Source organism: Nonomuraea sp. NPDC023979 (assembly GCF_040639085.1).
Lineage (GTDB): Bacteria > Actinomycetota > Actinomycetes > Streptosporangiales > Streptosporangiaceae > Nonomuraea > Nonomuraea ceibae.
The window spans coordinates 131,837-144,451 of record NZ_JBEZZG010000002.1 but is presented as its reverse complement, the minus strand read 5'-3'; the positions used below and the strand labels follow the sequence as shown (position 1 = coordinate 144,451).

At 72.2% G+C, this 12,615-nt stretch carries 12 protein-coding genes; 5 read left to right on the top strand and 7 right to left on the bottom strand.

All coding sequences use genetic code 11. The features are described 5' to 3' along the window. Position 1 precedes the first annotated feature (1 nt). Both AB0G11_RS04040 and AB0G11_RS04035 read right to left on the bottom strand, forming a co-directional pair. Entirely contained in the window at positions 2-796 is a 795-nt protein-coding gene (locus tag AB0G11_RS04040; RefSeq protein WP_219505361.1) for an SDR family oxidoreductase, read from the bottom strand. Positions 797-854: 58 nt separating this feature from the next. Continuing rightward, positions 855-1,334, bottom strand: a complete 480-nt coding sequence (locus tag AB0G11_RS04035; protein WP_219505363.1) for a GNAT family N-acetyltransferase — start codon at positions 1,332-1,334, stop codon at positions 855-857. 109 nt (positions 1,335-1,443) lie between these two features. Here AB0G11_RS04035 and AB0G11_RS04030 point away from each other — a divergent pair, with 109 nt between their 5' ends. The 3 genes from AB0G11_RS04030 to AB0G11_RS04020 all read left to right on the top strand — a co-directional run bounded on the left by AB0G11_RS04030 (position 1,444) and on the right by AB0G11_RS04020 (position 5,784). Beyond that, a complete protein-coding gene (locus AB0G11_RS04030; protein WP_357583843.1) occupies positions 1,444-2,997 on the top strand; it encodes a trypsin-like peptidase domain-containing protein in 1,554 nt (517 codons plus the stop codon). Positions 2,998-3,097: 100 nt separating this feature from the next. Next, positions 3,098-4,732 (top strand): hypothetical protein, encoded by a 1,635-nt coding sequence (locus tag AB0G11_RS04025; RefSeq protein WP_357583841.1) that lies wholly within the window; start codon positions 3,098-3,100, stop codon positions 4,730-4,732. Continuing rightward, positions 4,732-5,784, top strand: a complete 1,053-nt coding sequence (locus tag AB0G11_RS04020) for a hypothetical protein (RefSeq protein ID WP_357583839.1) — start codon at positions 4,732-4,734, stop codon at positions 5,782-5,784. The genes AB0G11_RS04025 and AB0G11_RS04020 overlap by 1 nt, the downstream gene beginning before the upstream one ends. On the opposite strand, the gene AB0G11_RS04015 is transcribed toward AB0G11_RS04020, so the two are convergent. The 4 genes from AB0G11_RS04015 to AB0G11_RS04000 all read right to left on the bottom strand — a co-directional run bounded on the left by AB0G11_RS04015 (position 5,764) and on the right by AB0G11_RS04000 (position 10,194). After that, a complete protein-coding gene (locus AB0G11_RS04015; protein ID WP_357583837.1) occupies positions 5,764-7,143 on the bottom strand; it encodes a cellulase family glycosylhydrolase in 1,380 nt (459 codons plus the stop codon). The genes AB0G11_RS04020 and AB0G11_RS04015 overlap by 21 nt on opposite strands. A gap of 2 nt (positions 7,144-7,145) precedes the next feature. Continuing rightward, positions 7,146-7,964: a carbohydrate ABC transporter permease gene (locus tag AB0G11_RS04010; protein ID WP_219505373.1), complete on the bottom strand. Its 819-nt coding sequence runs from the start codon at positions 7,962-7,964 to the stop codon at positions 7,146-7,148. Continuing rightward, positions 7,961-8,842 (bottom strand): sugar ABC transporter permease, encoded by an 882-nt coding sequence (locus AB0G11_RS04005; RefSeq protein ID WP_357583835.1) that lies wholly within the window; start codon positions 8,840-8,842, stop codon positions 7,961-7,963. The genes AB0G11_RS04010 and AB0G11_RS04005 overlap by 4 nt, the downstream gene beginning before the upstream one ends. A gap of 77 nt (positions 8,843-8,919) precedes the next feature. Continuing rightward, complete coding sequence (locus tag AB0G11_RS04000; protein WP_357583833.1) at positions 8,920-10,194, bottom strand: extracellular solute-binding protein; 1,275 nt, start codon at positions 10,192-10,194, stop codon at positions 8,920-8,922. A 166-nt stretch (positions 10,195-10,360) separates the two neighbouring features. Here AB0G11_RS04000 and AB0G11_RS03995 point away from each other — a divergent pair, with 166 nt between their 5' ends. Further along, a complete protein-coding gene (locus tag AB0G11_RS03995) occupies positions 10,361-11,368 on the top strand; it encodes a LacI family DNA-binding transcriptional regulator (RefSeq protein WP_219505378.1) in 1,008 nt (335 codons plus the stop codon). Between the two features lie 35 nt (positions 11,369-11,403). Continuing rightward, positions 11,404-11,913 carry a DUF6789 family protein gene (locus tag AB0G11_RS03990; RefSeq protein WP_246644987.1) on the top strand — a complete coding sequence of 170 codons (510 nt, stop codon included), beginning with the start codon at positions 11,404-11,406 and terminating at the stop codon, positions 11,911-11,913. A gap of 2 nt (positions 11,914-11,915) precedes the next feature. On the opposite strand, the gene AB0G11_RS03985 is transcribed toward AB0G11_RS03990, so the two are convergent. Then, positions 11,916-12,554 (bottom strand): TetR/AcrR family transcriptional regulator, encoded by a 639-nt coding sequence (locus AB0G11_RS03985; RefSeq protein ID WP_219505380.1) that lies wholly within the window; start codon positions 12,552-12,554, stop codon positions 11,916-11,918. Positions 12,555-12,615: the final 61 nt, after the last annotated feature.

Sequence of the window (12,615 nt, the reverse complement as noted above, 5' to 3'; positions counted from 1 at the left end):
CCTACGGCAGGATCGAGTCCACGTACCCGCCGTCCACGCGGACGGCCGCGCCCGTGGTGGCGGAGGCGTACGGGGAGCTGAGGTAGACGACCAGGTTGGCGATCTCCTCGGGCTCGATGAGGCGTTGCAGCAGCGACTGGGGCCGGTGTTCGCGCATGAACGCCCGCTGCGCCTCCTCCCACGGCAGGTCGCGGTCGACGAGCTGGTAGACGAAGTCCTCGACGCCGCCCGTGTGGGTGGGCCCGGCGATCACCGAGTTGACGGTGACGCCGCTGCCCGCCGCCTCCTTGGCGAAGCCGCGCGACACCGCGAGCAGCGCGGTCTTGGTCATGCCGTAGTGGATCATCTCGGCGGGGATGACGACGGCGGAGTCGCTGGCGATGTACTGGATGCGGCCCCAGGACCGTTCCCGCATGCCGGGCAGGTACGCGCGCGTCAGGCGGACCGCGGCGAGCACGTTCACCTCGAAGTAGCGGCGCCATTCGGCGTCGGTGATGTCGAGCGCCGGCTGGGCGCCGAAGATGCCCAGGTTGTTGACCAGGATGTCCACGGCGGGCAGGTCCTCCAGCACCCGGGCTGCGCCCTCGTCGGTGGCCAGGTCGCCGGGGGCGGCCAGCAGGACGGCGCCGGGGTGCGCGGCGCGGATGCGGTCGAGCGCGGACGCGACGGACGCCTCACCGCGGCCGTTGACCGCGACCGTGGCCCCGGCGGTGGCCAGGCCGGTGGCGATGGCGGCGCCGATGCCCTGGGTGGAGCCGGTGACCAGCGCGGTCTTGCCGGTGAGGTCGATGCGCATGTGTTCCCCCCTGATCGCGTTGCCCTGCCATTGTCGGTGACGGGCGGGCGGTTGCCGGTCAGGCGGGGCCGCGCCGCCAGAGGCGTTCGCCGTCGTCGAAGCGGCCGGTGGGGGTCAGGCCGGCGCGGCGGGCCACGGCGGCGGAGGCGGCGTGGTCGGGGTGGATGTGCGCTTCGACGGTGGTGACGCCGTGCTCGTCGAGCCAGGCGACCAGGGCGCGGGCGGCCTCGGTGGCGTAGCCGTGGCCCTGCTGTCGTTCGCCGACGACCCAGGCGATCTCGGCCCGCCGTCCCTCGTGGGTGATCGTCGCCTGGACGTAGCCGACGGCCTCGCCGGCGACCCTGATGATCCAGTTGTGCCACTGCTGGCCGGGCGGGCCGCCGGTGACCTGGCGGGCGTAGCGGGTGCGGAGCTCGTCCAGGGTGGGGGCGGTGCCGCCGGTGAAGGCGTAGAGGTCGCCGGCGAGCACGCCGACCATCTCGTCGGCGTCGGCGACCGTCAGGGGGACGAGCGTGACTCGGCCCGTAATTTCCGTCATATCCAGCCATTTTGCCGGTACGGCAGTGGCAGCGCGCGGCTCACTGATTGTGCGGCAACGGTGACTTAGTGTGCTGAGGGGGATTTGATCTCGATGCTCAGGGGGACCGATGTCACGCCGAAGGACCCTGCTCGCGCTCGCCGTCGCCGGCACGGCCTGGACAGTGCCGCTGGGGCCGGCCGCGCCGCCCGCGCACGCGGCGCCGGAGCCCGTGCCGCCGGCCGACGCGTCGCCGGTGATGGACCCGGCACGCGCGGTGGACTACTGGACGGCCAGGAAGCAGTCCAAGGCCGACGCCGCCGAGCTGCCGGAGGCCATGGTGCTGCCGGCCGGGAAACGACGCGGGCGCACGGGCGAACGCCCGGCGGCAAGGCCGGGCGAACGGCCAGGCGAACGCTCGGGGGAGCGCTCGGCAGAGCGAGGGGAGCGGCCAGGGGAGCGGCCAGGAGGGCGGCCGGGGGAGCGGCCGGTGGAAGGGCCCGGGGAGCAGCCGGGGCCCAGGCCGGCCGTGCTGGGGAGCGAGGGCCGGCCGGTGAGCGTGCCGGTGGCCGAGCGGCTCACCCCGGGCGCCGACGCCAACGGCTACGGCCGCATGCGCAGGCCCTACACCAGGGCCGCCAACAGCCGCGCCACCGGTCGCCTGTTCTTCCTGGACGCCGACGGCACCCGCCGCTCGTGCAGCGGCGCCGTGGTCAACTCGGGGAGCAGGCTCCTGCTGGCCACCGCCGCGCACTGCGTGTACGGGGTGTCCAAGCGCGACAACCGCGGCCGGTGGTCGTCGAACCTGGCGTTCGTGCCCGCGTACGACGGCCATGCCAAGGCGTCGGCCGATCGCGCGCCCTACGGGGTGTGGGGCGCGCGGCGGGTGTGGAAGCCGCGCGCCTTCACCGGCGAGGGCCACTGGGACTGGGACTCGATCTACGACCTGGCGCTGGTCGAGGTCGGGCGGCGGGGTGACCGGACGCTGCAGGGCACGGTCGGCGCGTACACGCCGCTGCGCAACGAGGGCGGCCGGTTCACCGTCACCACGCTCGGCTACCCGAGCGACGAGCCGTACGACGGCACCCGGCAGCTGTGGTGCCTGGGCCGGACGCAGCCCTGGTCCGGGTACGCGCGCCCGGACCGCAGGGTGACGGGCCGCCTCTACACGGACAACTGCCACCTGTTCGGCGGCAACAGCGGCGGCCCGTGGCTCGACCGGGACACCGGCCTGCTGCTGGGCGTGCTGTCGTCGGGCGCGGCGGACGAGTCCACGGCCGGTTACGCGGTCGCCAACCCGTTCGGCCGGGCCAGCTACGGCGCGCTGGTGCGTGACGCGGACCCGCACGGCGTCTACGACGCGCTGTCGGTCAAGGGGTCGGTCTCGGGCGCCAGGGTGAGCGCGGTCGTGACGATGCGCGGGCTGGTGGCGGCGAGCGTGCCGGTGACCTTCGAGCTGCCGCACGGCGTGAGCCTGGCGCCGGGGTCGCGCTGCCGGGCGAGCGGGCGGCAGGTGACGTGCCCGGCGGGCGTGGTGCGGCCCGGCGACCCGGTCACGGTGTCGTTCCCGGTTCGCGGCGTCGCCGGGGAGCGGGCCTCGTACCGGGTGCGGGTGCCGGTCTCCCACCTGGACCCGGAGCGGGGCGACAACACGCACGTGTTCGGGCCGAGCGCGCGCAGGTAAAGGCGCACGGCGGCGATGGCAAAGGATGGCGTGTCGGCCGGGCGGGCGCTCCGCCCGTGCTGGCAGGGTCGACGGCGCCGCGACGAGCTGGGAGGGCCAGATGCGACGTGCCGGGGATGGGGAGCAGTTCGACCGGCTGCTCTCCGCTGCGAGGGCCTACTGGGGCAGGCGCCCCGCCGGGCCGGGAACGTGCGTGGTCGCGGAGGCCATGCACCAGGACATCCGCGTGATCGTCCGCAACCTGCTGTTGGCGAACGCGCTGTGCGATCTGACCGCCGCCCGGCTGGTCGTGCTGGTGGGCACCGACCGTGACTGGACCCGGGCGCTGTGGGACGACTACGACGTCGAGCGGGTGCGGCGGCTGGCCGAGGCGTTCGGCGCGGCCGAGGTCGTCGACGTGCACGAGCTGGCCGACCGGCGGCTCGCCGACGAGGGTGACGCGCCCGCCGAGGGCGTCGACGCGGCGGCGCTGGACGTCGTGGAGAAGGCGACGCTGATCCGGCTGAACCTGGTGCCCCGGCTGCCGCACGCGGAGGACGAGCAGCACCGCGCTCGCCGGGCCCGCGCCCGCGCCTTCTCCGCCGTGTACGACCGGCTGTTCGCCGAGCTCGCGCCCGCCGCGCTGGTCACCAGCCACGTGGACTATGACCAGTGGGGGCTCGCGGTCGAGACCGCGATGCGCCGCGACGTCCCGGTGGTGCACGCTCAGAGCACCGGGTCGCTGAAGGCGTACGCGCTCTTCCCGGGTGAGGCGCGCGGCCCGGGCGGCTTCCGTGAGGAGCTGACCCGCAGGATCGCCGCCTACTTCGACGAGCACGTGTGGGCGAACCGGGAGCTGATCAGGCCGGGCGCGGAGCTGGTGGCCTGGCGGGCGAAGGGCAACCTGGGCAGGCCGAGCTGGTGGCGGGCGGGCAACGTGAGCTCGTTCGAGGTCCGTACGGAGACCGAGCGCCGCCAGCTCCGGCGGCACGCCTGCGACCGGCTCGGCATCGAGCCGGACCGGCCGATCTTCACCGTGTTCAACCACGCCGTGTCCGACGCGGTGGGGGCGAACCGGGAGGTGTTCGGCGACCTGGCCGAGTGGTTCGAGGAGACCGCCGAGTTCGCGGCGGCGGAGGAGTCGGTGAGCTGGCTGTTCCTGGACCATCCGAGCCAGGAGCGCTACGACGTCACGGGGCACTTCGGGTCCGTCGCGGCCCGTTACGCGGGGCGGTCGCATCTGGCGTTCGCGCCCAGCCTCGACCTGTCGAAGAACATGCTGTGGAGCCTGACGGACGCCGGGGTCACCGTGCGCGGCAGCGTCTCCAGCGAGCTGCCCGCGTTCGGCATCCCCGTCATCCAGGCCGGCTGGTCGGAGTGGAGCGGCTGCGGCCTGTCGAACGTGGCCGAGACGCGGGCCGACTACTGGCGGCTGCTGGCCGACGCCGTCGCCCGGCACGCCAAGGGCGAGTCGACGCTCGGCCCGGAGCAGCGTGAGCGGGCCCGGCTGTGGCTGTGGCTCTACCGGTGCGGCGCCGACGTGTCCTCGCCGCTGCTGCCGCACTGGGAGCTGGGCGACGGCGAGGAGTATCTGCGGGCGCTGTCCGTCAGCATGCGGCACGTGGAGCGCGACGGCGATCCGCTGCACTGCGCGGTGCGCCGCATGTGGGAGCGGCGCGAGCCGCTGCTGAGCCGGTTCGACTTCCGGGACCAAGCGGGGCTGGCCGCGGCCCTGACCGCATCGAGGAGCGCATGATGAGCACGACAACGCTGACCGGGGCCGCCACGACGCTCGACGAGGAGATCGTCCCGCTGTCGCCGCCGGTCGAGGTGTTCAGCGGGCGGGCGGCGGCGTTGCAGGTGACCGACCAGTTGCATCGCGGCGAGCAGATCGTGGGCCGGTTCGAGCGGTCCGGGCTGGCCGGGTTCAAGGTGGCGGCGCGGGGCAGGCGGCTGCGGGTCAAGGTGTCGCTGGCGGTGGACGCCACGTCGATGCCGGGCTGGCATCTGCCGGACGCGCAGGGCAGGGCGGCGACGCGGCCCCGGCTCATCCAGGTGCGCTCGCAGGGGCGGCTGCGCCAGTGCGTGCTGCTCAAGGGCGGCAACGGCATCCGCAGCGCGCAGGCGGCCTTCGACCTGCTGCCCGAGGAGGTGCCCGACGACGGGCTGGTGTGCGTGGAGGCACTCGACATCGCCGAGGGCGGCGGCGTGGACGCCGGGGTGCGCGCGGCCGTGGCGGACGCGATCATGGAGTGCGGCACCGCCGGGCTGCGCATCGACGGCGTCGCGTTCGAGGAGGGCCGCGACGACGGCGAGCCCGGCGGCGGCGAGACGCTCGACGGAGCCCGCTGCGAGATCCTGTCGCTGATCAGCTCGGGCGGGCTGGCCAACCCGAACCGGCGCGGCCCCCGTACGGTGCGTACCGGGATGTTCGTCGTGAACCCGGTCCCGCCCGGCATGTTCGGCTCGGGCGGGCGGCTGACGATCCGGCTCGGCAGCCGGGCCGACACCACCCTGCGCCCCGCCACCGCCCGCGACCGCGCGCTGATGCGCCGGGCGGTGCGGCGGGCGGGCGGCGAGGCCAGGCGGCTGCGTCACGCCGCCCGCGAGGTGCTGTGCTCGGCGGCGCCTTCCGTGACCGGCGTCATGAGCGTCCAGGACGGCGCCCTGCCGATGCCGACCAGGACCACGACCGGCAACACGCTGGAGCTCGACCTGCCGGCCCCGGTCACCTCGCCCGTGCTCGTCTTCGTCGACCCGGGTGAGTGCGCGCTGCCGACCCTGGTCTCAGCGACCTGGACTCCCTGACAGGCTCTGGGCCAGCAGGTCGAGCAGCGGCTGCCGGCGCACGCAGCGCTCCAGCGCGAACGAGTCGGCCAGCGCCGCCAGCTCGTCGTCGCCGAGGCCCCTGAACAGCTCGGCGTACTCGGGCAGCATGGCCTGGGCGATGAGGATGTGCCTGACGAGGTCGTCGGTCTGGTAGCGGGCGCCCCACGGGTAGGGCGCCCAGCCGGGGAACTCGGCGTCCACCAGGGCGTGCAGCGGCCCGACGACGTCCGCCGACTCCTCCATGGTCGAGCCCCACCGGTCCGCGCCCAGCCGCGCCTTCTTGGCGATGAACGGCCCGAACCTCTCCAGGTACGGCCCGGACGCGCTGACCAGCCCCTGCAACCCCACGTCCTTGTACGTCCACAGCGCCCAGCCGGCCTCGTGCCGATCGTAGATCTCCAGCTGGTCGCGCAGGATCTGGTAGCGCTCGTGGTCACGCTCCGGATCGCCCGTGTAGACGGGCCCGAACTCGCCCACCCACAGCGGCGTCCCCGTCTCCCGCTGGAAGCGCGAGCGCCGCTCGAACGTCCGCTCCAGCTCGCGCCGGTCACACCACTCCCCGCGCGTGTAGCCCGGGTAGCCGCCGCCGTGCGCGAACCCGGCCAGCGCGTAGTCGTGGCAGACGAACACCGTGTTCTCGTACACCTCCCGGAAGATCGAGAAGTCCGTCGAGTACGTGTTGCCGTCCAGGAAGAGCACGTGCCCGGGGTCGGCCGCGCGCACGGCCTTGACCAGCCGGTCGTAGAACGGGCCGACGACCTTACCGGTCGGGTCGCCGGGCTCGTTGACCGGGTTGTACCCGGCCACCCAGGGATGGTCGCGGTAGTGGTCGGCGATGGCCTCCCACAGGTTGACCGCCCGGTCCTGGAAGTGCCGGTGCCGCCAGAACGCGGCGACGTGGGTGGCGTTGTCGGAGTGCCAGTGCTGGTTCTGCGAGCCCGGCAGCGCGTGCAGGTCGATCACGCTGTAGACGCCGCGCTCGCCGAGCAGGTCGATGACCCGGTCGAGGTGGCGGAACCCGTCCTCGATGATCTCGAACGGCCGCTCGTCCGACTCGAAGTGGTGATAGTTGACCGGGATGCGCACGCAGTTCATGCCCAGCCCGGCCAGCAGGTCGGCGTCCCGTTCGGTGAAGAACGAGGTGAGCAGCCGGTCGAAGAAGAACGCGGCCCGGTCCTCGCCCAGCACCTGCCTGACCGAGGCGCGCATCGACGACTCGTCGGCCGGGTAGCCGGTGATGAAGTTCTCCATGTTCATCCAGCCGCCCAGCCCGACGCCGCGCAGCCGTACGGGCTGGTTCTCGGCCGTGAGGAGCCGCGTTCCGGAGACGTGCAGCATGGTCAGCCTTTCGTAGCTCCTGCGGTGAGACCGCCGATGAGGTGGCGCTCGGCGACGGCGTAGAAGCCGAGCGCGGGCACCATGGCGAGCACCAGGTAGGCGAGGATGCGTGAGGTGTCGGAGCTGTACTGGCCCTGGAACTGCTGGATGCCGAGGGGCAGCGTCCAGCTCGCCTCGTCGCTGAAGACGACCAGCGGCAGCATGAAGTTGTTCCAGCTCCCGACGATGGCCAGCACCGACACGGTGGCGAGCGCGGGCCGGGCCATCGGCAGCAGGATGCGCCAGAAGAAGGCGAACGGGCCGCAGCCGTCGAGCGTGGCCGCCTCCTCGATCTCGCCCGGGATGCTCCGGAAGAAGCCGCGAAGGATGATGATCGTCAGCGGCAGCCCGAACGCCGCCTGCACGAGGATCACGCCCCACGCGTTGTCGACCAGGCCGAGCGTGCGCAGCATGACGAAGATCGGCAGGATGGCGACCGCGAACGGGAACATCAGCCCGGCCGTGAAGACCGTGAACAGCAGCTCCCTGCCCCGGAAGGCGAAGCGGGCGAACACGTACGCGGCCATGGCCGACAGCGACACCGTGACGATCGTGGTGAGCACCGCGATGAACGTGCTGTTCCACATCTGGCGCCAGAACGAGCCCGCGGCCAGCACCTCGGTGTAGTTGCCGGTCTCCCACGGGCTGGGCAGGCCGAACGGGTTGGTCGAGAGCTGGCTGGTGTCCTTGAAGCCGCCGAGGACCGCGTACACGATCGGGATGAGGATGAACGCGCCGACGATCCAGGCGATCGCGTGCAGGGGCAGGGTGGGTCGCTTCAACGGGTGTCTCCCATGGCGGTGGTCGCGCCCTCCAGGTCGCGGCGCATCACGAACCGCTGATAACCCAGGGCGAAGACGAGGCTGAGCACGAACATCACCACGCTGATCGCGCTGGCGTAACCCACCTGGGAGCGGCCGAAGCCGATGTCGAACATGGTGACGGCGAGCGTCTCGGTCGAGTGCGCCGGGCCGCCCTCGGTGAGGATCCAGACCAGGTCGAACAGTTGGATGGTGTAGATGACCGACAGGAACACGCTGATCCGGATCGTCGGCCCGAGCAGCGGCAGCGTGACGTGCCGGAAGACCTCCCAGCCGGTCGCGCCGTCGATCCTGGCGGCCTCCAGCAGCTCGTTCGGGATGTTCTGCCGGCCCGCCAGGTAGATCATCATGTGGAAGCCGAAGTACTTCCAGGTCATCACGACGAACAGCGACATGAGCGCGGTGTCCTGGTCCGCCAGGAACTCCGACTCCAGCCCGACCAGCCCGAGAATCCCGTTGGCCAGCCCGGAGGTGGGCGACAGGATCAGCGAGAACAGCACGCCGGTGATGACCTCGGACAGCACGTACGGCGAGAAGAACACCAGCCGGTAGATCGCCCGGCCGCGGATGCGCTGGTTGAGCAGCATGGCGATGCCCAGCGCCATCGGGAGCTGGACCACCAGGCAGAGCAGCACCAGGACCAGCAGGTGCCACATGTCGGTGAAGAAGATCTCGGACTCGAGCAGCCGGGTGAAGTTGTCGAAGCCGATGAAGTCGGTGGGAAGCCCGCCGAACCCGTTCCACTTGAAGCCGCTGGCGTAGACGGCCACCACGATCGGGGCCACGACCAGCAGCAGGAAGAGGGCGAGAGCCGGCAGGACGAACAGGGTGATCGCCACCCAGCTCCGCCGTCTGCCCCGGTTCGGGCGGGCGTGGGCCGGAAGCCGCCTGGCCTCCGGCCTACGGGTGATCGTCGTCATTCGCTCTTGGCCACTTCGGTGATGTCCTGGGCCACCTGCTCCGGGGTCTTGGCGCCGGCCAGCAGCTCGGCGACGCTGTCGTTGACCTCGGCGCCGACGGCGGGCGGGTAGGCCTGGTCGAGGTAGAGCTGGAAGCCCGTCGCGGTCGCCAGGGAGTCGGCCACGATCTTGAGGTTGGCGTCCTTGACCGCGCTCTCCTCGCCCTTGAGCACGGGGAGCACCGCGTTCTCCGCGACGGCCTTGGTGTGGTTCTCCTCGCTGGTGAGGAACTTCAGCAGCTCGATCGCCTCCGGCGGCGCGTCGGCGCCCACGGCCATGCCGCCACCGCCGCCGAACGCCTCGGTGATGGCGCCCTGGCCGCCCTCGACCGCCGGGAACGGGAAGAAGCCCAGGTCCTCGCCGAGGCCCTTGCCGGCGTCGATCTGCACGTTCGGGGCCCACTGGCCCATCAGCTCCATCGCGGCCTTGCCGTTGGAGACGGTGGCCGCCTGGCCGTCGGGGGTGGAATAGGCGGCGCCGAGGAAGCCCTTCTGGAACGGCTGCAGGTCGGCCAGCGCCTTGAGCTGCTGCCCGGCCTGGACGAACGCGGGCTTGGTGAAGTCGTGGTCCACCGCCGCCTGCTGGAGCGCGGGCAGGCCGCCGATGCGCATGGCCAGGTAGGCCCAGTAGTAGTGGCCCGGCCACTTCTCCTTGCCGGCCAGGGCGATCGGCGTGATGCCGGCGGCCTTGAGCTTGCTGACCGCGTCGAGGTAGCCGGACCAGGTGGTCGGCGGCTCGGCGATGCCGGCCTTCTCGAAGAGCTTCTTGTTGTACCAGAAGCCGACCATGCCGATGTCGGTCGGCAGCGCGTACGTCTTGCCGTCGAACTGGTAGGCGGCCAGGGCGGCGGTGGTAAAGGTGTCGATGACCGGGGCCACGTCGGCGGAGATGTCCTTGACCAGGCCGGCGTCGACCTGCTGCTTGAGCACGCCGCCGCCCCAGGTGGCGAACAGGTCGGGCGCCTTGCCCGACTGGGTGAGCGTGGTGACCTTTGACTTGTACGCCTCGTTCTCCAGCACCGTCATCTTGATGGTGACGTTGGGATTGGCGGCCTGGAACTCCTTGGCGCGCTTCTCGTACACGGTTTTGAGCGGGTCGGACGTGGACAGGTGCCACCATTCCAGCGTGACCTTCTGCGGCGCGCCGGATTCGGACCCGGGCTGCGGCGCCTCGCCGCCTCCGCAACCCGCGACGAGCACGGCTGCCGCGATCAAGGTGACCGTTCGTTTCATTTCAGGGGCGCCCTTCATTTGCCAACGAAAATTTCGTGAACCCCCCGATAATTTCGATGTCCGGAGCATAGGTAAACGCTGCGTTACGCGTCAATAGGTGTCATGGGAGCGATCCCACTACCCTCGTCACCCCGGATTCCGAAAGTTTCGGCTAAACTTCTGATCTATGTCTGCGAAGAGGCGGGTGACGATCGCCCTGATAGCCGAGGAGGCCGGGGTGTCGATCCCCACGGTGTCCAAGGTCATCAACGGTCGTCCCGAGGTCGCGCCGGCGACCCGGCACCGCGTCGAACGGCTTCTCCACAAGCACGGCTACCAGCGGCGCATCAGCCAGGACGACACCCCGGCCGGGCTCGTCGACCTGGTCTTCGCCGAGGTGGAGTCGCCCTGGGCGATGGAGATCGTGCGCGGCGCCGAGTCCGCCGCCCACGAGGCCGGGGCCAGCGTCGTCATCTCGGTCCTGCACACCCACGCCGGTCCCGGCCGCGACTGGCTCGACCGGCTCGCCGGACGGCGCACCGACGGCGTGGTGATCGTCGCCTCCCGCCTGTCGGCCGGCGTCCAGGACCAGCTCGCCGCCCGCTCGCTGCCGTTCGTCGTGGTCGACCCCGACGGCGAGCCCGCGCCCGGCGTCGTGTCCGTCGGCGCCACCAACTGGAACGGCGGCCTGGCCGCCACCCGCCACCTGCTGGAGCTCGGCCACCGCCGCATCGGCATGATCAGCGGGCCCGCCGACATGCTCTGCAGCCAGGCCAGGATCGACGGCTACCGCGCCGCCCTGGAGACCGCCGGGGTGCCGCTCGCGCCCGAGCTCATCCGCCGCGGCACCTTCCTCGTCGACTCCGGCCACGACCAGGGCCACGCGCTGCTCGCGCTCGACGAGCCGCCCACGGCCATCTTCGCCGGCTCCGACCTGATGGCGTTCGGCGTCTTCGAGGCCGCCCGCCAGCGCGGCCTGCGCGTCCCGCAGGACCTCAGCGTCGTCGGCTTCGACGACCTGCCGCTGTCGGAGTCCGCCTGGCCGCCGCTGACCACCGTGCGCCAGCCGCTGCAGGAGATGGCCGCGCTGGCCACCCGCACCGTCCTGGCCATGCGGCGCGGCGAGTCGCCCGAGGCCCGGCGCGTCGAGCTCGCCACCGAGTTGATCGTCCGCGAGAGCACTGCCGCCGTCTAGCGTTTCGGCGCCGGGGCGCGGGGCAGCCGCAGGGCATGATGCGTGACCTCGTCAACGGCGCCGTGAGCGGCACGCTGGCCACCGTCGCCATGAGTGGCGTCATGGTGGCCGGCGAGAAGGCCGGGCTGATGCGCGGCCAGCCGCCCAAGCACATCGCCCGCGGCCTGCTGCCCGGCAGCAAGCACCGCCGCAAGCCCGGCGAGGGAGTTCTCGGCGCGCTGGCCCACCTCGGCTTCGGCGCGGGCGCGGGCGCCGCCTTCGCGCTGCTGACCCGCGGCCGGACCCGCCGCGCCCCGCTCGCCGTCGGCTACGCGCTGACGATCTGGGTCGTCAGCTACTCCGGCTGGGCGCCGCGCCTGAGCCAGCTCCCGCCCATCGGGCGCGACGCCCCCGGGCGTCCCGCCGTGATGGCCGCCGGGCACGTCGTGTACGGGACCACGCTCGCCTTCCTGCTGAACCGCCTGGCCGTCCGCGACGCCGACCCGGCCAGCGTCCCCCAGGCTGCGGCCCCGCCCGTGCCCGTCGCCGGGCTGCTGGGCCTCTGATCTCAGCGGGCGGTGGCCGGGCTCAGCAGTTCGCGGGCCAGCGCCTCGCCCCACCACTGCTCGATCCGGCCGGGTGACCAGGAACGCTCGACGTGGAGCGTCGTGTAGACGTCGATGTTGCACAGGGCGGCGTAGATGTCGACGGCGGTGGCGACGTCCAGGCCGGGCCGGAGCGTGCCGTCCGGCCACGAGGCGAACACCTGCGTGCGCAGCTCGCCGACCTGCCGCCGGCCCTGGAGGTAGAAGTCCGCGATCTCGGGCTCGGTGCGGCCCGCCTCACGTATCAGCGTGATGAGGTCGCCCGCCCGCTCGAACAGCCGCCGGTCGTAGCCGGCCATCGCCGCCAGGTGCCGCCGGGGGTCGCCGGTGGCCTCCAGCTCTTCGATCGCCTGGGGCAGGTCCGCGGCCAGGTCCGCGGCGTCGGCCAGCGCCCGGACCAGCCCCGCCTTGTTCTGGTACGCCGCGTAGACGGTCGGGACGGAGACCCCCGCCTCCCGGGCGACGTCGCGCACGGTGGTCGCGGCCCATCCCTGTGACAGGAACAGCCTCCGTGCGGCCTCGGCGATCTCCGCCCGCGTCTGATGGGCCTGCGCCACGCGGCGCAGCGAGGTGTAGCGGCGCCGCCCGGTCTCGTTCTCCATGATTGCGTCCAGACTTTCCGTGACTTACATTCAATATATGTACCGTAAAACCAATTGGTGG

Bases quoted from the DNA above. Each gene is read 5' to 3' on its own strand.
- AB0G11_RS04025 (WP_357583841.1), top strand. From the start codon at position 3,098: ATGCGACGTGCCGGGGATGGGGAGCAGTTCGACCGGCTGCTCTCCGCT.
- AB0G11_RS03995 (WP_219505378.1), top strand. From the start codon at position 10,361: ATGTCTGCGAAGAGGCGGGTGACGATCGCCCTGATAGCCGAGGAGGCC.
- AB0G11_RS04040 (WP_219505361.1), bottom strand. From the start codon at position 796: ATGCGCATCGACCTCACCGGCAAGACCGCGCTGGTCACCGGCTCCACC.
- AB0G11_RS03985 (WP_219505380.1), bottom strand. From the start codon at position 12,554: ATGGAGAACGAGACCGGGCGGCGCCGCTACACCTCGCTGCGCCGCGTG.
- AB0G11_RS03990 (WP_246644987.1), top strand. From the start codon at position 11,404: ATGATGCGTGACCTCGTCAACGGCGCCGTGAGCGGCACGCTGGCCACC.
- AB0G11_RS04015 (WP_357583837.1), bottom strand. From the start codon at position 7,143: ATGCTGCACGTCTCCGGAACGCGGCTCCTCACGGCCGAGAACCAGCCC.
- AB0G11_RS04000 (WP_357583833.1), bottom strand. From the start codon at position 10,194: ATGAAACGAACGGTCACCTTGATCGCGGCAGCCGTGCTCGTCGCGGGT.
- AB0G11_RS04035 (WP_219505363.1), bottom strand. From the start codon at position 1,334: ATGACGGAAATTACGGGCCGAGTCACGCTCGTCCCCCTGACGGTCGCC.
- AB0G11_RS04030 (WP_357583843.1), top strand. From the start codon at position 1,444: ATGTCACGCCGAAGGACCCTGCTCGCGCTCGCCGTCGCCGGCACGGCC.
- AB0G11_RS04020 (WP_357583839.1), top strand. From the start codon at position 4,732: ATGAGCACGACAACGCTGACCGGGGCCGCCACGACGCTCGACGAGGAG.